At 67.7% G+C, this 20440-nt stretch carries 19 protein-coding genes; 14 read left to right on the plus strand and 5 right to left on the minus strand.

The window, feature by feature from the left end; translation table 11 throughout:
* Positions 1-120 precede the first annotated feature (120 nt).
* Complete coding sequence (locus ACWIGI_RS33565; RefSeq protein WP_454207210.1) at positions 121-1209, plus strand: agmatine deiminase family protein; 1089 nt, start codon at positions 121-123, stop codon at positions 1207-1209.
* 192 nt (positions 1210-1401) lie between these two features.
* A complete protein-coding gene (locus ACWIGI_RS33570) occupies positions 1402-2364 on the plus strand; it encodes a ferritin-like domain-containing protein (protein WP_454207212.1) in 963 nt (320 codons plus the stop codon).
* Positions 2365-2593: 229 nt separating this feature from the next.
* On the opposite strand, the gene ACWIGI_RS33575 is transcribed toward ACWIGI_RS33570, so the two are convergent.
* The gene (locus ACWIGI_RS33575; protein ID WP_454207214.1) at positions 2594-3388 is read right to left on the minus strand and encodes an SDR family NAD(P)-dependent oxidoreductase; all 795 of its coding nucleotides are present in this window, start codon (positions 3386-3388) and stop codon (positions 2594-2596) included.
* 581 nt (positions 3389-3969) lie between these two features.
* Here ACWIGI_RS33575 and ACWIGI_RS33580 point away from each other — a divergent pair.
* Positions 3970-4584: a cutinase family protein gene (locus ACWIGI_RS33580; protein ID WP_454207216.1), complete on the plus strand. Its 615-nt coding sequence runs from the start codon at positions 3970-3972 to the stop codon at positions 4582-4584.
* Positions 4585-4601: 17 nt separating this feature from the next.
* On the opposite strand, the gene ACWIGI_RS33585 is transcribed toward ACWIGI_RS33580, so the two are convergent.
* Both ACWIGI_RS33585 and ACWIGI_RS33590 read right to left on the minus strand, forming a co-directional pair.
* Positions 4602-5102 carry a hypothetical protein gene (locus ACWIGI_RS33585; RefSeq protein ID WP_454207218.1) on the minus strand — a complete coding sequence of 167 codons (501 nt, stop codon included), beginning with the start codon at positions 5100-5102 and terminating at the stop codon, positions 4602-4604.
* Between the two features lie 191 nt (positions 5103-5293).
* Positions 5294-6541: a thioester reductase domain-containing protein gene (locus ACWIGI_RS33590; protein ID WP_454207220.1), complete on the minus strand. Its 1248-nt coding sequence runs from the start codon at positions 6539-6541 to the stop codon at positions 5294-5296.
* A 321-nt stretch (positions 6542-6862) separates the two neighbouring features.
* Between ACWIGI_RS33590 and ACWIGI_RS33595 the strand changes: the two genes are divergently transcribed.
* Positions 6863-7768, plus strand: coding sequence for an Ig-like domain-containing protein (locus tag ACWIGI_RS33595; RefSeq protein WP_454207222.1), 906 nt, complete (start codon positions 6863-6865; stop codon positions 7766-7768).
* 90 nt (positions 7769-7858) lie between these two features.
* Here ACWIGI_RS33595 and ACWIGI_RS33600 read toward each other — a convergent pair whose 3' ends face one another.
* The gene (locus tag ACWIGI_RS33600; RefSeq protein ID WP_454207224.1) at positions 7859-8212 is read right to left on the minus strand and encodes a hypothetical protein; all 354 of its coding nucleotides are present in this window, start codon (positions 8210-8212) and stop codon (positions 7859-7861) included.
* Positions 8213-8554: 342 nt separating this feature from the next.
* On the opposite strand from ACWIGI_RS33600, the gene ACWIGI_RS33605 reads away from it, so the two are divergent.
* The 9 genes from ACWIGI_RS33605 (at position 8555) to ACWIGI_RS33645 (ending at position 17172) form a co-directional block, all read left to right on the plus strand.
* The gene (locus tag ACWIGI_RS33605; protein WP_454207226.1) at positions 8555-8887 is read left to right on the plus strand and encodes a hypothetical protein; all 333 of its coding nucleotides are present in this window, start codon (positions 8555-8557) and stop codon (positions 8885-8887) included.
* Positions 8868-9389 carry a DUF6879 family protein gene (locus ACWIGI_RS33610; RefSeq protein WP_454207227.1) on the plus strand — a complete coding sequence of 174 codons (522 nt, stop codon included), beginning with the start codon at positions 8868-8870 and terminating at the stop codon, positions 9387-9389. The genes ACWIGI_RS33605 and ACWIGI_RS33610 overlap by 20 nt, the downstream gene beginning before the upstream one ends.
* The gene (locus tag ACWIGI_RS33615; protein WP_454207228.1) at positions 9386-10222 is read left to right on the plus strand and encodes a helix-turn-helix domain-containing protein; all 837 of its coding nucleotides are present in this window, start codon (positions 9386-9388) and stop codon (positions 10220-10222) included. The genes ACWIGI_RS33610 and ACWIGI_RS33615 overlap by 4 nt, the downstream gene beginning before the upstream one ends.
* Before the next feature lie 35 nt (positions 10223-10257).
* Positions 10258-11223, plus strand: coding sequence for a non-homologous end-joining DNA ligase (ligD, locus tag ACWIGI_RS33620; protein WP_454207230.1), 966 nt, complete (start codon positions 10258-10260; stop codon positions 11221-11223).
* A gap of 48 nt (positions 11224-11271) precedes the next feature.
* Positions 11272-11688 carry a hypothetical protein gene (locus ACWIGI_RS33625; protein WP_454207231.1) on the plus strand — a complete coding sequence of 139 codons (417 nt, stop codon included), beginning with the start codon at positions 11272-11274 and terminating at the stop codon, positions 11686-11688.
* Between the two features lie 163 nt (positions 11689-11851).
* Complete coding sequence (locus tag ACWIGI_RS33630; protein ID WP_454207232.1) at positions 11852-14080, plus strand: MMPL family transporter; 2229 nt, start codon at positions 11852-11854, stop codon at positions 14078-14080.
* 94 nt (positions 14081-14174) lie between these two features.
* Positions 14175-15407 (plus strand): sensor histidine kinase, encoded by a 1233-nt coding sequence (locus ACWIGI_RS33635; RefSeq protein ID WP_454207234.1) that lies wholly within the window; start codon positions 14175-14177, stop codon positions 15405-15407.
* Positions 15404-16090, plus strand: a complete 687-nt coding sequence (locus ACWIGI_RS33640) for a response regulator transcription factor (protein WP_454207236.1) — start codon at positions 15404-15406, stop codon at positions 16088-16090. The genes ACWIGI_RS33635 and ACWIGI_RS33640 overlap by 4 nt, the downstream gene beginning before the upstream one ends.
* Positions 16091-16353: 263 nt before the next feature.
* Complete coding sequence (locus ACWIGI_RS33645) at positions 16354-17172, plus strand: ParA family protein (protein WP_454207238.1); 819 nt, start codon at positions 16354-16356, stop codon at positions 17170-17172.
* Positions 17173-17228: 56 nt separating this feature from the next.
* Here ACWIGI_RS33645 and ACWIGI_RS33650 read toward each other — a convergent pair whose 3' ends face one another.
* Positions 17229-17651, minus strand: a complete 423-nt coding sequence (locus ACWIGI_RS33650; RefSeq protein WP_454207239.1) for a hypothetical protein — start codon at positions 17649-17651, stop codon at positions 17229-17231.
* A gap of 515 nt (positions 17652-18166) precedes the next feature.
* On the opposite strand from ACWIGI_RS33650, the gene ACWIGI_RS33655 reads away from it, so the two are divergent.
* The gene (locus tag ACWIGI_RS33655) at positions 18167-20398 is read left to right on the plus strand and encodes a SulP family inorganic anion transporter (protein WP_454207241.1); all 2232 of its coding nucleotides are present in this window, start codon (positions 18167-18169) and stop codon (positions 20396-20398) included.
* Positions 20399-20440: the final 42 nt, after the last annotated feature.

Consider the following 20440-nt stretch of genomic DNA (forward strand, 5'->3'; position numbering starts at 1 on the left):
TGTGAAAGCCACCTCACTAGCTGGACTGAAAATTTAGTCAGAACTACCGTGGACGGCAGGTCGCATCCCGCGGCCGGCCGTCGCGCAGGCGGCGGATCGACGAGTCAGGAGTACGGCGGCATGGGTGAGAGCAGATTCGCGCGAATGGGTGAGGCGCTCGGCGCACTGCTGCTGGGCGATCCCGACGGCGCGCAGGACGACGGGCGTCGCTGGATCATGCGTGACGAAGCCGATCCGCATCGGCGCACCTGGATGGCCTTCGGTGCGAGCAAGGACGTGTGGGGTCGGCATCTGCTCGCGCAGGTTCGCCACGATCTGGCGACCATCGCCACCACGATCGCGCGGTTCGAGCCGGTGTCGATGCTGGTCCGGCCCGACGAGTTGCACATCGCCCGGGAGTTGATCGGCGGCGCGAACGTCGAACTGGTGCCCGCGCCGCTGGACGATCTCTGGATGCGGGGCACCGGGCCGGTCTTCGTGACCGGCGAAAACGGCCGGGCCGGAATCGATTTCAACTTCAACGGCTGGGGCGGCAAACAGCAGCACCGTCGCGATCGCAAGGTCGCCGAGCTCGTCACCGCGCACGCGGGGGTGGAGCGGCTCGAGACCGATCTGGTGCTCGAGGGCGGCGGTATCGAGGTCGACGGTGAGGGCACCGCCATCATCACCGAAAGCTGTGTGCTGAACGGCAATCGCAATCGCGGCTGGCGCAAGGGCGATGTCGAGGCGGAACTGCGCTATCTGCTGGGGCTGGAGAAGATCATCTGGCTGCCCGGTATCGCGGGCTACGACATCACCGACGGGCACACCGATTTCTACGCGCGGTTCGCCGGGCCCGGCGTGGTCGTCGCGGGCCTGGACAACGATCCGGACTCCTTCGACTACCAGGTCACCCGCGCGCACCTCGAGATCCTGCACGCCGAGACCGACGCGCGCGGCCGGCGACTGCGGGTGGAGGTGATCGCGGGGCCGTCCCGCGTTCGCCCGCAGTACGACTGCGAGGACTTCGCGGCCGGATACATCAATTTCTACGTCTGCAACGGCGCGGTGATCGCACCCCAATTCGGTGATCCGGAGGCGGATTCGGCGGCCTTCGCGACGCTGCAACGGTTGTTCCCGGACCGGCAGATCGTGCAGATCGCGATCGACGGCATCGCCGCCGGTGGCGGCGGGATCCACTGCACCACCCAGCAGGAGCCCGCGCGCTGATCCGTGCCGCGCGGAAAGGGTTGGACAGCTTGTGAATTGCGCCGTGCGCGGCCGGTGAGTTCGGCGCCCGTTTCGCGCTGCGTGGTCCAAATCGCTTGCGGCGCAATGTTATGAACGGCGGTGCGGGGTATGTCTCTGAAAGGCGCAAATCGCGCCGATCCGAGAAAACACCGTCGAAGGAGAGCGAACCTGATGAATACACGTGACACCTCTCTGTTGCGGGCGCAGCTGCGTTCGGTGCGTGCTCTGACCAATACCGAGATCCAGATCGCCGAGACCCGGACCGGGCAGGCGCGGACGGACGCGGTACGCGAGGAGCTGGCCGCCAACGCGGCCGACGCCCGTGCTCGGGCCGAGGCCATCGGGTCGGCCGAGCGTGAACTGGGTGGGGTGCCGGAGGTCATCGGACCCTTCCTCGGCAAGGCCACGGCCGTGGTGAAGACACTGCGGGAACAGGCCCAGCCGTTCGATGAGGCGCTGCTCGGCGATCTCGCGCTCGAGCATCAGCTGCTCGACCGCGCCCGCTACATCAAGGCGCTGGCGACCAACGCGCGCGAGCCGCAGGTGGTCCTCCTGGCCGATCGCCTGATCAAGGCGCATTCGGCGACCGTGAACTGGCTCGGCACGGTGCTGGCGGAGGAGGCGCTCGGCGGCCCGGCCGCGTTGCGCCGCACCCCCTTCCAGGCCGTCACCGGTACCGCGGTCAAACTGGCGAACCTGCCGGTGACCTGGTCCACGCGCGGCATCGACCGCACGCTGGACGCGTTCCGTTCGGCCCCGCCCGCACTGGGCGAGCTGCTGTCCCGGGGTGCGCACGTCGGTGACGTGGCGGTGAAGTCGCTCGGGGCGTCGCGGGACGCGGTGCTCGAGAGCGTGGAGGAGGTCACCCGCCGCGAGGGCGAGCCGCGCGCCGCCGACTCGGTGCACGCGGTCCGGACCGCGACCGGTGTCCTGACCCCCGCCGAGCTCCCCATCCGCCGCTTCGACGAGCTGAACGTCACCCAGGCCTCGGCCAAGCTCAAGGAGCTGACCGAGCCCTCCGACGTCCGCGCCGTCCTGGCGTACGAGGAGGCGAACAAGAATCGCCACGGCGTGGTCTCGGCCGCCGAGAACCGCCTCGCCGCGATCGCCCAGGATGTCGCGGGCCTGAATTGATCACCCCGCCACGATGTCCGGCGGTCGCGGTCGCGAGACCCGCATGACCACAATCGCTTCGGACATCCGAAGTAATGGTGTGACGGTGCCCCCTCCCTAGAGGGGGCACCGTCGTTTTCCTGGCTTCCTGACGCGACCGGAAGCCAACGCGGTCGGAGGCCCGAGCCGGAACGAGCGCGGTTCCGTGGGCTCGGTCCCTCGAATTCAATTGGGGCAGAGAGCCGTTTATTTATGTCCGATGCGCCCCGGATTCAAGCGGCGTTACCATGGCGTACGTCCGGGCCGCCGCCTGTCGCGCGAGCGAACGCGGAAGATGCCGCATCAACACCCCCGTGAGTGCGGTGAGACGTCCGGGAAAGACCAGGGCTCGCCCACGCTCGCTGGCTCGCAGCGCCTGTTCGGCCACGAACTCCGGTTCGTGCCACACGGATCGGGGGAGCGCCGAGGCGTCGACGCCGGCTCGGGTTTGCAGCTCGGTCCGGGTATAGCCGGCGCAAACACAGGTGACGGTGATCCCAGCAGGGCGCAGTTCGTGGTGGAGTGATTCGCTCAGCGAGATCAACGCGGCTTTGCTCGCACCGTAGGAGGCCAAGCGGGGTGCCGCCGCGATTCCGGCAAGGGACGCGATGTTGATGATTTGCCCGCCGGCCGGCATCGACCTGGCAGCGACGTGGCACAACCGCAGTGGCACCACAGCGTGCAGGATCAGTTGACCGAGTTCGTGTTTCACCTCGAGCTCGGGGAAGGATCCGTAGGTGGTGTAGCCGGCGTTGTTCACCAGTATGTCCACGCCGTTCCGGGCTCGCTGTTCGACGACACCCAGATCGTGTTCGTCGAGCAGATCGGCGACCAGTACTTCGGCGTCGATTTCTCGGGCGAGGGCTTCGAGCCGGGTTCGGTCCCGGCCGACCGCGACGACATGCCGGCCCCGTCGGGCGAGAGCGCGAGCAAAAGCGGCTCCTATCCCGCTGCCGGCTCCCGTGACCAGTGCGGTGCGTACTCGATCGTGGTTTGTGGATCGCATCGGTATTCCTTCTGATCAGCCCTCGTATTGCGCTGCGACGCAATGTCGGTGGGGTGTAGGGGAGGGCCAGGGCGGGAATCGTTGGGGCCCAATGCCTCTGTCGATCGTCGAGCCCCCGATTACCACGTTCGTGCCCATGGATCCCCCCGCTCCTCGCGATGTGGCACTACGGTCGCGTTGAACATCACTTGCTGCATGCAAGTCACTTTCAAAGACTAGCGATGCTTGAAAATGCCTGCAAGTGGCTGTCCGGGTTGGGGGCCAAGGAACGGCGCGCCACCGACCTGATGATCGAGGCGGTCGCGGCGGTACTGCGCGCCGGCGGGTGACGCGAATCCTTGGCTATGCCATTCACGGGTGCGCGGCGACGGTTTCGTGACCGTGTGCGCGGGGGCCGGGACGTCGATTCTCCGGCGCTGTTCGTGAGCTTCCGGATGTTGGTCTCCGACATTGCGTTACGGACTAGGAAAACGCGCCGGATGTAACTGTTTCGCCAGGTGGATTGGGGCCCAGCAATTTCTGGGTACACCCAGCTGGAGCCGGGCGCGTCCCGGAGGATCGAAAAGTTAAGAAGTACCACCATGCGTAGAGCAACGGCGCTCTTCGCCGCATTACTGCTGGCCCTGCTCCTGTCCCTGACCAATGTGTCGGGTGCGGCAGCCGAGGCCGATGTCTGCGTTGGCGATTGGGCAATCGGTGTCGGCGGACTCGGCGACAATACGTCGTCGACATTCATCCCATTTGTTAATCAGCCCGTTGGTTACAACTCGCTGGACCCGATGTCGGGTCTGAACGAAATCAACCGGCTCTTCTGGCAGCATCGCAATCAGTGCCCGGGAGATCACATCCGCCTGATCGGGCACAGCGAGGGCGCGGGCCTGGTGCACGCGTGGGTCACCGCGAATCAGGGCGTGGACAATGCCAACGCCATTCTGCTCGCCGATCCCAAGCGGCGCGGCGGGCCCGGCTGGGGCGGCCTGGCCTCCACCCCCGGCAGTGGCATCATCGGCTATCCCCTTGCGGGCGTCGATGATTGGTTCGGTGCCTTCCCGGTGCTGACCGTCTGCAATCGCGACGATCAGATCTGCGACACCTCCGCTGGTTGGTGGGGGTACCTCTTCGGAGGCGCGCATCAGCGTTACGATTTCAACGTCTGGAACTACGGCGCCTGGGATTCCGGCGTCTGGTACCGGTAGACGGTGATTCATGGGGATCAGTAGCCGTGCGGCACTGGTCCCCATTGACCGAACCCACGCCCGAGGGAAGTGCACACCGCCGCGCCGTTGAAGGTGAGCTGGCAGGTGGCGCCCGCGTGGGTGACGGAGAACTGCGGGTCGTGATAACTGGCCTGAATCAACCGCGGCAGTGCGGGGTTTCCACCGGGCAGCGTGTGGCTGCCGTTCGAGTTCCACTGGGGATGCGCGGGCCAGCCCGACGAATCGATAATGATCGCGGGCACATTCGGCAGCGAGATCTGCGCTCCGGCGATGAGGACATTCATGCTCGCGGCCGGGACGGCGAGGTCGCAACCCAGGACGCCGTCGCCGCGAATCGAGCAGTTCCAGTTGCCGAGCGCGAAATACAGTGTGTCGCCGACCAGTGCGGGGCCGGGTGCCGGGTCGGCGTGGGCCGGGGTCACACCCAGCAGGCACGCCAGGGTTCCGATAATTACTCCGCAAACCCTTGCGACGATTGTATTTCCAGCTCTGGACACGGTACTTCCTCTAGGTGTTTCCGACGCTTGCCATGGCCCCGACCATAGAAAAAAGCTATCACCAATTGATGCGAGCACACGAGATCTGTCCAGACCCCTTACATGCTAATTCGGGGGCGGTTACGGGTTGATCGGTCTGGTTACCGCGACAGAACAGCAGTTCCGAGGTCCGGCGGGGCCTCTCGAAGCTGTCACCCGAGTTGTTCGGGCACCTTGACAGGACGCGGCAGGAACCCCGCCTCGATCAAATAATCCAGATGCCGATCGATCAGATCGCGGCTCATGGGCGGGCACGAGATGCCGGATCGGACCAGCGCGCGGCGGGCATTGGTGTCATCCCAGCGGCACGGCCCGGGGCCGCTCAGCGAACTGATGATCAGCGCGCGGGCCATTCCCAGGTCGGTTCGGGCGGCCTCGGACAGTGCCGTGAGGAACTGCGGGACCGGGACCGATCGCACCGGAATGCCGGTGGCGCGCAGTCGATCCAGCACCGTGCCGACCGGAATGGAGGTGTGGTTCACCAGATGGTGGACCGGCGCGTGCCGGTGTCGGTCCGGTGGGTGGGCCACCGAGTACGCGATCGCGCCGGCGACGTAGTCCGCGGGCACCAGGCTCAGGGGTTCGGGCGGCGCGGGCGGTGCCATGCCCAGCCGGGCGATCGCCCGAATCACCGTCCAGAAGGCGTCATCCGTACCGGTCGCGCCGGTGCCCGCGGGTCCGCACACCCGATCGGGCCGATGGATGAGCACCGGCAGCCCGCGCGCGGCCGCCTGGGTCATCAGCATCTCGCCGACCCATTTGCCGACCACGTACCCGCTCGCGTCACCCGGTCGCTCGGGCACCCGTTCCGGAACCGGGCCGTGCGGGCGGGCCGCGACCGAGGTCGAGGATACGAAGTGCACCGGGATCGCGCCGCGATGGCAGGCCAGCCGCAGCACCGACACGGTGCCGAGCACGTTGGGAACACGCAGGCGCTCATAGGATTCGGCGTGATTGACGCGCGCGCCGTTGTGCACGATAGCGTCGGCTGCGGCGGCCAGTCGCTCGTAGTCGGCGCTCGTGAGGCCGAAGCGCGGTGCGCCGAGGTCTCCGGGCACGGCGATCACGCGCCGCATGAGGGCGGGGCTCCACAGGCCGTATCGGCGCAACGCCGTCGCGATTCGTGCGCGCGCCGCGCCCGGGTCCGTCGCCCGCACCAGGCACAGCACCCGGACCCCGAGCCGAAATGCCAGCTCGTGCACCAGATATGCGCCGAGGAACCCGCTGGCGCCGGTGAGCAGCACGGAGTCGAGACCCGGGGGTCGCCGGGTGCCGGGCATCACGGCGGCGTCCAGCACCGCATCGCCGAAGGCGCGCGCCGGGATCGGCGTCGAATGTCCTGCCCCCGTGGTGAATCCGCCCAGTTCGGCCAGTGATCTGGGTCGTGCGAGCATTCCCATCGCGGCCCGTCCCTTCGCCCCCGGCAGTGGGTCGATGCTAGGGCGATGGCGGGGTGTGTCAGCAGACCCTGATTCCTGTGCCACCGGTCTCGGTGACCGGGACGCCCGCCGGTGTCGGCCCGTGGGTTCGGTGCTCGTTCGGCAAATTTCATCTTGATCTTCAAAACGAGCTGCCTGCCTGTTCAGGACTGTATTGTCCGGCGAGAACCTGTTTCAGGTTCGACTACCTGGACATCTGACTTACATTCATTTCGGATTCTCGTCCGCAGGGGTGTCCCGGCGTGATCTACTGCTCGCCAGTTCGGGTGAATCAGCGCCTCGATGACGACATCGCAGGGCACCCGGCTGTACGTGGAGGCAAAGATGGTGGATAGAGGAACGCAGCGAGCGGCAGGCTCGTTGGCCGCGTTCGCGGTCGCGGCCGGTTTCGCGGCCGCGATGATGCCGGCGACGGCTTCGGCCGCACCGGGATCGATCACCTGGGAAGACGGGAACAGCAAGTTCACCCGCACGGTGTCGAACACCAACCCGAAGGTCGGTGACGTCGTCACCGTCACGACGAAGTGGGAGCGGACCGGTATTCCGGTCGAGTACATCTACAACGTCAAGGATCTCAAGCCCGCCTGCCTGACCCCCGTCGCGGGCTCGGCCAAGATGGGCGGCGACCAGGTCTCGCTGGACACCTCGTCCTCGGACTGGGTGCGCGCGGAGTTCGGCATCACCAAGTACCCGGTGTACCCGAACATCAACCCGAAGTCGCAGACCTTCGAGGTGCAGTACAAGGTGGGCGTCAACTGCGCCCGCGACACCCCGCTGCCGACCTCCATGCACTACGGCGGCTCCCTGGGCGATGGCACCTACCAGGGCAAGGGCCCGGCCATCACCGTCTCGAGCGACGCCCTCTCGACCACCGCCCTGGCCGACGTCTCCGGCGCCAAGGTCGGTGTGGCCGTGACCCTGGAGGCGACCGTGAACCCGGCCGCCGCCGGTGGCACCGTGCAGTTCAAGGCGGGCGACAACGTCCTGGGCGACATCCCCGTGAACGCCAACGGCAAGGCCACGATCAGCTGGACCCCCGGCGCCGCCGGCTCCTACACGATCGGCGCGACCTTCTCCGGCCGCGAAGGCGTGGCGGGCTCGACCACGACCAAGACGGTGACGGTCGCCGAGCAGCCCACCGATCCCGAGCCCCCGACCAAGCCCGGCACGGGTTCGTTCGGCTCGTAGTAGTTCCGCTGTAGTCGAATGCGGCTGCGACCGAGCGTTTTCGGTCGCAGCCGCTTCGCGTTCGCGCCGGTTCCGGGGCGTCGGCCCGGTTCAGGTCCCGTCCGCGACCGGTCCATGCCGCAGTGGTGACACCGCCCGCCGAGCGTAGGTCTGCTCCGGCTCGACCGTGATCACGTCCAGCCGTCGAACCAGCCCCTCCGGCACCCGCCCACCCTCGAAGTGCTCGGGCCCCGGCACGATCACGGCCTCGGCGTCCAGCCGCGTGGCCTGCGCTTTGAGACCTGCCAGCGGCGGCCGCCCCGAGGAAGGGTCGAACACCACCGCCCCGGCGAAGTCGTAACCGAGCCGCGCGGCGAGCTTTCGTATCCGGTCTTCGTCCCGGAGTCGAGCCGCGCCGGACACGTCGGTCCGCAGATAGCCGAGACACGTTGGCCTGTAACGCATTGCGCGATCATCCTCGTGATCGTCGGAGTGAAGTCCGAGGGGGACGTCCGGCTCGCCGCCGACCGTCCCGTACGACCTGAGCTCCAACAGGCCGCCCGCAAACTCGAAAAGCCTGGTGTTCCTCGCCATCTCGCCCCCTGGGTCGCGGATGTGTGGAGAGGTCGACGTGGCGGATGCCCCATCGCACCTCGGCTCCGACGTTAGAGAGCGGCCTAGTGCGTCAGCCACAACTATGCTCGAAGATGCTCGGATTTCGTCATTGCTGCTCTAATCGGTGTCTGGCGGAGGATGATTGAAAAGGTATGAGCATTACCGTGCATTAGATCCGATGGGAGACTGATCATGCGGGTTCATTTCCTCGGCAAGGGCGACTCCGAAGGTGGCGGGTGCCCCAGCATGTACGACACTGATCGGGCGACCTATGTCGTCCAGGGCTGGAAGACGGAGGTCGTCGGAACGATCGAGATTCCGCAACGGCTGCTGGGGTTCGTTCACCCCGATACGTACATTGACGCGACGATGATCGACACGGGCAGAGGGACTTTCGCGCTGTCCGGAATTCCGGTCACCGACGGTGACGCGCTGGCACAGATGGACATCTACCCCAACGAGACGGCCATCGAGGTGCCCAAGGCGGAGAGGACGTTCTACGGCAATGCTGCTAGTGCAGGGTGAGGCGTTCAACGACCTGTTCCGAGAGGCGAAACGTGAAGCCTTCCACCTCGAGGTCAGGGACGACTACTACCCGCCGAATTATGGCCCGCTCGTTCGGTTCCTGGCCGGCGAGCCGGAGGACTACGAGTGGTTCCAGCCCTGGTTGACCCTCGTTCGCGACACCGCGAACCGCGGGGTGTCGATCAATCGTGCGCGGGTCGTGTCGACCCCGCACAACGATTACACGCGGTACGCCAAGCATGTCGCGCGCCTGAACGTGGAGGCGGGTGAGCAGGTGCGTTATCTGTCACGCGACTCGATCGACGCGGACCTGCTGACCCGTGACGACTGGTGGCTCTTCGACGATTCCGTCGTCGCTTTCACCGCTTTCGAGCCCGGCGAGAACGGGCGCTGGCTCGGGGGAGCAGTCACCACCGACCCGCGGATCGTCGAGTACGTCCGAGGCGTGAAAGAGCGGGTCTGGGCCCTCGCGGTTCCGTTGTCCGAGTACGGGGACTCGTGACGGGTTCGATCGACCAGGCCAGGGAGGCTCTCGGGGCGCGGCTCCGGGAGCTTCGCCTCGACGCCGGGATGTCGGGAAGTGAGCTCGCCCGGCGAGCCGGGTGGCATCAGACCAAGATTCCGAAGATCGAATACGGCAAGACCAAACCCACCGATGCCGACCTTCGTGCGTGGTGCGTGCACACCGGTTCCCAAGCGCAGCTGCCGGATCTGATCGCGACGCTGCGGAACCTCGAGGCCGCGTGGCTCGAGTGGAGACGGGTACTCGGGAGCGGAACCAAACGGCGGCAGCAGGTTTCGATCCGATTGGAAGCCGAGACGGAGGTGATGCGGGTCTACCATCCGTTCCTGGTGCCCGGCCTGCTCCAGACGGCGGAGTACGCCGAAGGCGTCCTGCGCAGCGTCGTCGAGTTTCAGCGGGTGCCGGACGATGTCGACGAAGGCGTCGCCAAACGGATGGAACGTCAGCAGGTTCTGTACCGGCGTGATCACCGGTTTCATTTCGTGATCGCGGAGCAGGCCCTGCGAACGTCGGTCGGCGGTGACCGGACGATGATCGGGCAGCTGGACCGACTGCTGGCCGTGATCGGCATGCCGAGGGTCGTCCTCGGGATCGTTCCGGCCGAATCGCCCTATCGGGTCTCGATGACGAACTTCCTCATGTTCGACAACACGAGAGTCATGGTCGAGACCGTGACGGCCGAGCTGACCATTACGCAGCCCAGGGAGATCGCCCAGTACGGGCGCGCGTTCGACGTGCTGGCGAGCCAGGCGGTGACCGGGGACGCCGCGCGGGGCCTGATCCGCAAGGCCCTCGAAACGCGGGGTAATTGAGGGCGACCGTCCGGTTCGGCCGTTAGGGTCGGGGGATGGCCGGTAAGTCTGGTTCGCCTGCGGTCGAGGTGGAGGTCGGGGACCACGTGGTGCGGGTGTCCAACCCGGACCGGGTGTACTTCCCGGAGACCGGGGCCACCAAGCTGGACCTGGTTCACTACTACCTCAGTGTGGGGGACGGGATCGTCAACGCGCTGCGGGAGCGGCCCTGCATGTTGCACCGGTTCCCGAAGGGGCTGCCGGGTGGGAAGGTCCATCAGAAGCGGGTGCCGGCGGGGGCGCCGGACTGGATTCCTACCGTCCAGCTCTTCTTCCCGCGATACGGGCGGACCGCGGACGAACTGTGCGTCGAGAAGCTGGCGGACGTCATCTGGGCCACGCAGATGTCCACCGTCGAATTTCATCCGTGGAACTCGCGGCGGGCCGACACCGAGATGCCGGACGAGTGGCGGATCGACCTCGACCCCATGCCGGACTGTCCCTGGTCGCGGGTGCAGCGGGTGGCGGGGGTCGTGCACGAGGTCCTGGACGAGCTCGGCGCGGTGGGCTGGCCCAAGACCTCCGGCGGCAAGGGCATGCACGTCTACGTCCGGATCGAACCGGCGCACGGATTCCAGGAGGTGCGCCGCGCCGCACTGGCTTTCGCGCGCGAGGTCGAGCGCCGCCTGCCCGAGGACGTCACCACCGCCTGGTGGCGCAAGGACCGCGACCCCGCCCAGCTGTTCGTCGACTACAACCAGAACGCCCGCGACCACACCATCGCCGCCGCCTACTCCGTTCGAGGAGTCCCCGAAGCGACCGTCTCCACCCCGGTCCTGTGGTCCGAAATCCCGGACCTGCACCCCCGCGACTTCACCATGACCACCGTCCCGCCCCGCTACGCCGACCTCGGCGACCTGCACGCCGGCATCGACGACGCGGTCTTCGCCCTCGACCCCCTGCTGGAGTGGGCGGACCGGGATCGGATCGTAGTGGATCTGGACGACACTGCGGAAGACTGAGATTGTTTTGCCTCGCAGCACTTTCCGCCGCTGGGTAGAAACGCTCGTATGAGACTCGCAGGAATGACCGCGGCCGCCGCCGGTGCACTGTTTCTTCCGGCGTTGCTGGCGCCCTCGGCGGGCGCGGAAGTAGAGGACATCACCGTCATGGTGCTCGGCGGGGACGTGCCGTCCGCGTGCGACACCGTGGGGCAGAGCTGCCGCGTGATGGCCCGCATGTTCGGGGAGGACTACGCGCTGCCCGCCACCGTGACAATCAACGGCAAGCCGCTGGCCTCGGCCGAGCGGCTGGACTACCCGCACCTGGAGCGCAGCGCGATCGTGGGCGAATGGCGGCCGACGGCCAAGGGCAAATACACGATCGTCGCCACCCAGGGTTCCTCGACCAAGTCACTCGTCGTGGAGATCACCGGCATCGACACCGGCTCGCTGTCGGGTGTGCTGCCCAGCGGTTCCGCGGGCTGATCGGCCGCACCGAAGACCGTCGCGCCCCACCCCACCCGGGGCCGCGCGCATCCGCGTCCTGCCGATCACGTAGAACACCGCCGCGCGTACTGCGAACGCAGTACGCGCGACGGCCTCCGCTCGCACGATGCCGACTACGGAAGCCTCGGACGAGCATGATCGCATGGCGAAACTCCTGTACCGGCTCGGCCGGTTCGCGTTCGAGAAGCGGCGGCTCGTCGCACTGCTCTGGGTGGGGATCATGGGCGCGCTGGTGGTCGGGGCCGCCGCCGCGCCGACGCCCCCGCCGGACACCTTCTCCATTCCCGGCACCGAATCCCAGCGGGCGTTCGACCTGCTCGAGGAACGGTTCCCCGGCACCAAATCCGATGGGGCGCAGGCGCGTATCGTCTTCGTCGCACCCGAGGGCCAGCGCATCGACGCCCCGCAGAATCAGGCGGAGGTCGAAAAGGTCATTGCCGACGTGGCCGGCGGTACGCAGGTGAAGGGCGTACTGGATCCGTTCCAGGCGGGCGCCGTGAGCGCGAACGGCACGACCGCGTACGCCACGGTGAGCTACGGCGAGACCACCGAGAACCTCACCGACGCCACCAAGGCCGCGCTCACCGACGCGGTCGAGAACGGCAAGAACGGCGGGGTCACCGTCGAAGTCGGCGGCACCGCGCTGCTGGCCGAGCCGGAGATGGGCATGGCCACCGAGCTGGTCGGCATCGCCGTCGCCGCCATCGTCCTGATGATCACCTTCGGCGCGTTCGCCGCCGCCGGGCTGCCGCTGATCACCGCGCTGATCGGGATCGGCGTCGGTATCGCCGCGATCGTGGCCATCGGATTGTCCACCACGACAACGACTCTCGCCATGATGCTCGGCCTCGCCGTCGGCATCGACTACGCGCTGTTCATCGTCTCGCGCTACCGCACCGAACGCGCCGAGGGCTACAGCGCCGCGGAAGCGGTGGGCCGGGCCGTCGGCACCGCGGGCTCGGCGGTGGTCTTCGCCGGACTCACCGTGATCATCGCCCTGGCCGGACTGGCCGTGGTCGGGATTCCGGTGCTCACCACGATGGGCCTGGCCGCGGCCGGCACGGTGGCCGTCGCGGTCACCATCGCCCTGACCCTGCTGCCCGCGCTGCTGGGCTTCTTCCAGAACGCGGTCATGCCGCGCGCCTTCCGCAAGGCGATCCGGCCCGGCGAGGAGACCGAGGCGAATGCCCGGGCCGCGAGCCAATTGCGCGAGGACAAGCCCGGAATGGGCACGCGCTGGGCGCGATTCATCGTGCGCCGCCCGGTCGCGGTCCTGCTGATCGGCCTGGTCGGCATGGGCGTGCTCGCACTGCCGGTGCAGAGCCTGGAACTCGGTATGCCGGGCGACGAGTCGCAGTCCACCTCCACCACCCAGCGCCGCGCCTACGACGCGCTCGCCGCGGGCTTCGGCCCGGGCTTCAACGGCCCGCTCACCATCGCGGTGGATCTCGAGGGCGCGGCGGATCCGCGGGCCGCGCTGGATCGGGTCGCGCAGACCCTGGCCGGCACCGCGGGCGTGGTGTCGGTGACCCCGCCGATCCCCAACGAGTCCGGCGACGCCGCCATGCTCACCGTGATCCCCGAGACCGGCCCCTCCTCCAGCGAGACCAAGGACCTCGTGCACGAATTGCGTTCGGAGGCAGGCGATCTGAAGGACGCCACCGGCGCCACCGTGCTGGTCACCGGCGCGACCGCCATGAACATCGACGTCTCGCAGAAGATGTCCGACGCCCTGCTGCCGTACCTGGCGGTGGTGGTCGGACTCGCGATCCTGTTGCTGATGCTGGTGTTCCGCTCCATCGCGGTGCCGATCAAGGCGGCCCTGGGCTTCCTGCTCTCGGTCGGCGCGGCCTTCGGCGTCATCGTCGCGGTGTTCCAGTGGGGCTGGCTGGCCGGGCTCATCGGCGTGGAGCAGACCGGACCGGTCATGAGCATGATGCCGATCTTCCTCATCGGCGTGGTGTTCGGCCTGGCCATGGACTACGAGGTCTTCCTGGTCACCCGCATGCGCGAAGCCTTCGCGCACGGTGAGAGCGCGACCGACGCCATCGTCACCGGATTCCGGCACAGCGGCCGGGTGGTCGTGGCCGCGGCGGCGATCATGATCGCGGTCTTCGCCGGCTTCGTCGGCGGCGGCGAACCCATGATCAAGATGATGGGTCTGGGCCTGGCCGCCGCGGTGTTCTTCGACGCCTTCGTGGTTCGCATGACCCTGGTCCCGGCGGTGCTCGCGCTGCTCGGCGACAAGGCCTGGTGGCTGCCGCGCCGACTGGACCGCATCCTGCCGAACGTGGACGTCGAGGGTGAGGCGCTGACCGTCCACACCGCCCCCGCGCCGCGCGAGCGCGAACTCGAGGACGCGCGCGCCTGAGTTCCACCGCACCGGCAGGCCGTCCCGCGCGGGTGGCCTGCCGGTTCCGGTGCGGCCCGCCGATTAGGGTTCTCAACGACGAGAAGGGACGCACATGACCGCCGAATGGTCGCAGTGGCCGCGACGGCACAGCCGTGCCGTCGACGTGATGGTCGCGGTGCTGCTGTGCGTACTGACCACCTACGCCAGCCGCCTGATCGATCACGGTGACGGTCGCGGGCCCGTGGTCGACCAGCCCGCGTCGATCGCGGTCTTCGGCCTGTCCGCGGTGGCGTCACTGGCCCTGCTGTGGCGGCGGCGCTTCCCGCTCGGGGTACTCGGCGTCACCACCGGCTGCGGGATCCTGATCGCGGTGTGCGGATTCGAGCCGTCGATTCTCACCGTGGGCGCGGCCCTGGTCGCGGCCTACTCGGCCGGTATCTGGGTGGCGGATCTGCGCACCGCCAAACTCGCCCCGGTACTCGCGGGCGGCGCGCTGCTGCTGACCTCGCTGGTCCACGATTTCACGCCGATCCTGACCGGCGGGCGCATCACCCTCATCGCCGCGATATTGGTCGCGGGCGCCTTCGCCGAGGCCGGGCGCAGCCGGCGCGGATATCTCGCCGCGCTGCACGCCCGCGCCGAACTGGCCGAACGCACCCGCGAGGAGGAGGCCCGCCAGCGCGTGGGCGAGGAGCGGGTGCGCATCGCCCGCGAGCTGCACGACATCGTCGCCCACCACATGGCCCTGGCGCACGCCCAAGCCTCCACCGCCGCATACCTTCTGCGCAGTCAGCCGGATCAGGCGCAGGAGATGCTCGACCAGTTGGCGGGCACGACCTCGGCGGCGCTGCGCGAGCTCAAGGCCACGGTGGGGCTGCTGCGCGAGGACGATTCCGACGCGCCGCTGGAGCCGACCCCGGGCCTGGACCAATTGGCCGAGCTGCTCGGCTCTTTCGAGCGCACCGGGCTGCGGGTGGAACTCGCGGTCGCCGGGGAGCCGCGCCCGCTCTCGCCCGGCGCGGACCTCACCGCCTACCGGATCATCCAGGAGGCGCTCACCAACGTCACCAAGCACGCGAGCACCGCGACCGCGACGGTGCGCCTGGTCTACTCCCGCCTGCTGCTGACCATCAGCGTGAGCGACGACGGCGGCGCCGAAACCGTTCGCGCCGAGCCTGATTCGGCGTCCGACGAGCAGGGTTACGGTCTGATCGGCATGAACGAGCGCGCGGTGTCGGTCGGTGGTCACCTGCGCGCGGGCCGCCGTCCGGACGGCGGATTCGAAGTCACCACCGAACTTCCCCTCGAACCGATCCGCGACGCCGACCACGAGGACAAGCCATGACCATCCGGGTACTGCTGGCCGACGATCAGGCCCTGCTCGCCGGGACCTTCCGGCTGCTGATCGATTCCGCCGACGACATGGAAGTGGTTGGCATGGCCGGAAACGGCCGGGAAGCAGTGGATCTGGCCCGGGCGAGCATCCCCGACGTGGTGGTCATGGACATCCGGATGCCCGGGATGGACGGTCTGGCCGCGACCCAGGAGATCTGCGCCGACCCGGCGCTGCGTGAGACCCACGTGCTCATCCTCACCACCTTCGAACTCGATGAGTATGTGGCGCAGGCCCTTCGCGCCGGGGCCAGCGGCTTCCTCGGCAAGGACGTCGGCCCGGAGGAACTGCTGCGCTCGATTCGCGCCGTGGCCGCGGGGGAGGCGCTGCTCTCGCCCACCGCCACCCGCACCCTGATCTCGCGCTACCTCGCCCGCCCCGAAAGCCGGGTGAGCGCAGCCGAATCGCTCGAGGTGCTCACCGCCCGCGAGCGGGAGGTGGTCGCGATGGTCGCCGAGGGGCTCTCCAACGAGGAGATCGCCGAGCGGATGTACGTCAGTCCGCTGACGGTTCGCACCCACGTGCAGCGCGCGATGTCGAAAGTCGGTGTGCAGAACCGCGCCCAGCTCGTGGTGATCGCCTTCCAGTCCGGGCTGGTCCGGGTCGAACCGCCGCGCCGCGGGACCGGTAGCTGAGGTTAGCTCGTTCGCTGATTCGGTCGCCGAAAACCGTTCCGGCGTCGGGTCCGTCGGGTGCCCGCTCGAATTGCTTTGGTGCCATTGATGCCTAACGTGACTCCTGTGACTGTGGTTGTCAATCACCCCGTGGCGTTCCCGCGTTTCGTCCGATTTCTCGGTTAACCTAGCGACATTTCGGCAAACTGCTCGTGTCCGGTTCGCCCTGTTGTTCGGGGCCGTGGCGGTCGGGGGCAAGCAACGAAGAGGAGTGTCGGCGGATCGTGACTGTCATCAGTGCGGACAAATCCGAGATTCGGTCCCAGGCGCCACAAGCCGAAGCGCAGATCATCGCGCTGTGCAATCAGAAAGGGGGAGTGGGGAAGACGACCTCGACGGTCAATCTCGGCGCGGCACTGGCCGAAGCCGGGCAGCGAGTGCTGCTGGTCGATCTGGATCCGCAGGGCGCGCTGTCCGCGGGTCTGGGTGTGTCCCACTACGACCTCGCCATGACCGTGTACGACCTGATCGGCAAGGACACCCCGCCGGTCGACGAGGTGCTGCTGCACACCGGTGTGGAGCGACTCGACCTGCTGCCGAGCAACATCGACCTGTCCGCCGCGGAGATCCAGCTCGTCAACGAGGTGGCCCGCGAGTACTCGCTGCGCCGGGTGCTCGACCCGCTGCGCGACCGCTACGACTACATCCTGATCGACTGTCAGCCCGCGCTGAGCCTGCTCACGGTGAACGCGCTGGCCTGCGCCGACGGGGTGATCATCCCCATGGAGTGCGAGTTCTTCTCCCTGCGCGGGCTCGCGCTGCTCACCGACACCATGGAGAAGGTGCGCGAGCGGCTCAATCCCCGGCTGAACATGCTCGGCATCGTGATCACCATGTTCGACTCCCGGTTGCTTCACGCGCGTCAGGTGCTGACCCGGGTCGAGGAGATCTTCGGCGAGCAGGTGTACAAGACGATGATCACCCGCACGGTCCGCTTCCCCGATGCCAGCATCGCGGGCGAGCCCATCACCTCGTGGGCGCCCAAATCCCGTGGCGCGGACCAGTATCGGGCGCTGGCGCAAGAGGTGCTCGACCAACGCTGAACCCGGTCGCCGCGGCCGGCGGGTGACAAGCGTTGCGGCCGTGGCGTCGGGCGGTCTCAGCCCACGATGTAGGCGGGCTGCGGACCGGTCGTGGCGATCGTGCGCCCGCCCTGTGTGAGATTCACGGTCACCTGACCGCCCGAGCTGTTCGGCAGAATGCGCCCGGGCGCAACGAGATTGCCGGTCCAGCGGTGCGCCGCCCCGTCGCAGTCCACCTGAACCGGTCCATCGAGCCGAATGGCGATGGGCCCCCCGATCCCGCCCTGGAACATCTGCTCCAGTGAGCCGTCCACGACGTCGACCCCGGCCGTCCCGCCGCCCTGACAGGTGGCGCTGCCGCTGATGGCCAGCGTGGCGACGTTGTAGACGAGTTCGGCATCGGCCGAGATGGCGGGCGATTGCGCGCCCGCGGGTCCGGCGAGAATTCCGGCGCAGGCCGCGGCGGCCAGCAGCGACAGCGGTAGTCGAATGGGGAGCATGACGGGCCTCGAATCGAATCGATGATCGCGATCTTGTCCCAATCATGCGCGCGTCCCGCGGCCCCGCCCGCGAATATTGCCGAAACGTTGCCCTGGTGCGCGAGTGCAATGCGTCGGAAATGTCCGATTGCGAAGAACTCGCCTAGATCTGGCAAATCGGACGAAAGTAATCCGGCGATCGTCGCCGAAATTCCCTGGCGTGTCGATGCGGACGTTTGCCCAGTATGTATGCGCTCTCGGCGCTCACATTCTGATCCGAGCATTTTTAGACATATGACCACCAGAGAAGCGCGTGAAAGGACTGGTCATTCGCCCAAAGTGGCGTAGGTCACAGTTTGATAGAAGTTCGCCCCACGTGCCGCAAACCCTTTTCAGCTTCTTTGGAGAGTCTTTACGATTACGCCGTTCCGCTCCGAATAGCGTCGTGCCTACACAGCTTCGCCCGCCGCTCGCTCTCGATGCCAGTACATGTTGACCGATGAACCGGACCGTAAACCGTCCGGCGAAGGAGAAATATGTCCACCGACACCGAACAGCTTCCCCGGACGTCGCTGCCCGGATTCCACGACCTGGTCCGCCACGACCTACCGGCCTCACTGGTCGTCTTCCTCGTCTCGCTACCGCTGTCCATCGGCATCGCGGTGGCCGCCGGCGCGCCCGTCGCCGCCGGCCTCATCGCCGCCGTCGTAGGCGGTCTCGTCGCCGGGTCGCTCGGCGGGTCCACTCTCCAGGTGAGCGGGCCCACCGCCAGCCTCACCGTGGTGGTCGCCGAGTGCATCAATCAGTTCGGCTGGGCCGTCACCTGTTTCATCACCGTGGCGGCCGGTCTGTTACAGATCGTGTTCGGGCTCAGCCGAATCGCCCGCGGCGCGCTCGCCATCGCCCCGGTGGTGGTGCACGGCATGCTCGCCGGCATCGGCGTCGTCATCGCCCTGCAGCAGGTGCATGTGCTCTCGGGCGGTAGGTCGCTGAGTTCCTCGTGGGATGCCATCAGCGGGCTGCCCGGCCAATTGCGCTCCGCGCGCCTGGGCGACCTGTTCGTCGGGCTGCTCGTCATCGCCATCCTGGTGGGCTGGAAGCATGTCCCCGAACGGGTTCGGGCCATCCCGGCCCCGCTGGTGGCGGTGGTCGCGGCCACGCTGGTGGCTTTCGTCCTCCCGGTGAGCGTCGAGCACATCGTGCTGAACGGCTCGCTCGTCGACGAGCTGAACCTGCCGGGGCTGCCGCACGGCGGCTGGGGCACCGTCGTGCTCATGGCCGTCACGGTCGCGCTGATCGCGAGCGTGGAGACGCTGCTCTCGGCGGTCGCGGTCGATCGCATGCAGAAGAACTCCGCCCGGCGCACCGATCTCGATCGCGAGCTCATCGGCCAGGGCAGCGCCAACGTGGTGTCCGGTCTGATCGGCGGGCTGCCGATCGCGGCGGTCATCGTCCGCAGCATCACCAACGTGAAAGCCGGTGCGCGCGGGCGGGCTTCGACCATGCTGCACGGGCTGTGGATTCTGGTGTTCTCGGTGGCGCTGGTCGGGGTGGTGCGCCAGATCCCCAAGGCGGCGCTGGCCGGGCTGCTCATCGTGGTCGGCATCCAGCTCATCAAGCTGGCCCACATCCGGCTCGCCAAGCGCAACGGTGACCTGGTGGTCTACGCGGCCACGGTGACCGTCGTGGTGTTCTGGAACCTGCTGCTGGGGATGCTGGTCGGTCTGGCACTGGCCTTCGGGCTGCTGCTGTGGCGCGTGGTGCGGGTCTCGGTGTCGGCCGCGGAGGTGGGGCCGCTGCGCTGGAAGGTGACCGTGGACGGCACCTTCACCTTCCTCGCGCTGCCCCGGCTCGCGCCCGAATTGGCCAAGGTGCCAACCGGATCCGACGTCACGATCGAGATGACCGTCGACTTCCTGGACCACGCGGCCTACGACGCGATCCAGGAGTGGGTATCGGAGCACCGGGCCGACGGCGGCACGGTGGAGTTCGTCGAGCGGGGCAGCGCGCGCATGGCCAACGCCGTGTCCGGACCGCCCGCGCGCGGGCATTCGCGGCACATGGTCGACGAGGTGCTCTCGCCGTGGCGGCGCAGCGGGCAGCGGGTGGATCCGGTGGTCGCGGGGGTGGCGGCCTATCACCGCAATCACGCCCACGCCATGCTCCCGCACCTGGATGTGCTGCGAAATGGCCAGGAGCCCGATTCGCTCTTCGTGACCTGTGCGGATTCGCGCATCGTGCCCAATGTCATCACCAATAGCGGGCCCGGGGATCTGTTCACTGTCCGAAATGTCGGGAATTTGATTCCGGCCGATCGCCGGGACTCCTCGATGGAGGCCGCGCTGGTCTACGCCCTGGACAAACTCGACGTGCGATCGGTGGTGGTCTGTGGACATTCCGGCTGCGGCGCGATGGAGGCGCTGCACGCCGAGTCCGTGACGGGCTCGGGTCTGGACGACTGGCTGGCCAATGCCCGGCCCAGCCTGGACCGATTCCGTTTCGGGCACGTGGTGGCCGAGGCCGCGGCGGCGGCGGGATTCGGTCCCGTCGATCAGCTCGGCATGGTCAATGTGGCGGTGCAGTTGGAGACGCTCTACGCGCACCCGGTGGTGCGGCGCGGGGTGGATGAGAGGGGGGTGGTGCTTTCCGGTCTGTTCTTCGATATCGCGACAGCCCGAGTGGTGGAGGTCACGGTGGACGGAATACGTGAGATCGACGATGTTGAGGCCGATAGCCATTGTGGCTCAGGTTTTCTCAGCCTTTGCTAAGTCTTTACTTCTAGCCTGGCACGACTCGTCCGGTGAGTTGTG

It is taken from the genome of Nocardia sp. NPDC055321 (assembly GCF_053645575.1).